Consider the following 369-nt stretch of genomic DNA (forward strand, 5'->3'; position numbering starts at 1 on the left):
ATTGCTTTGCTCCTGGTTGTTTTTTGGTTGCTAGAAGGTTGTTGAAAGTTAGTATGTTGCTAGAAGCTACCTGTTGTTTTCTGTTACTTGGTAGCAGCAACAATTTGAACGAAAGACTCAGAACTGTTAGATTCGGTTTGAGCACCAGCGATGATACTGGTGAAGGTGATGTCACCTTCACGAGCATCAGCGGTGGCAATCACTTGAGCAACGTTTCCTTCTAAACCACCCAAGTTGGTGTCTAAAGTCTTGACGATGCTTTCGGTAACGTTAGCTGTAACGGTCTTGGTTACCGTGTAGTTGCTGTTCATGTTGGTGCCACGACCACCAACGATTTCTTGGGTGGCATCTTCCAAATAGTTCAGGTCA

General features: G+C 44.7%; 1 protein-coding gene. It reads right to left on the reverse strand.

The genetic code is table 11. The features are described 5' to 3' along the window. Positions 1-83: 83 nt before the first annotated feature. Positions 84-369: hypothetical protein (locus tag MiSe_RS49970; protein WP_226595063.1), on the reverse strand; the 286-nt coding region annotated here is incomplete at its 5' end.

The organism is Microseira wollei NIES-4236 (assembly GCF_020521235.1).
Lineage (GTDB): Bacteria > Cyanobacteriota > Cyanobacteriia > Cyanobacteriales > Aerosakkonemataceae > Microseira > Microseira wollei.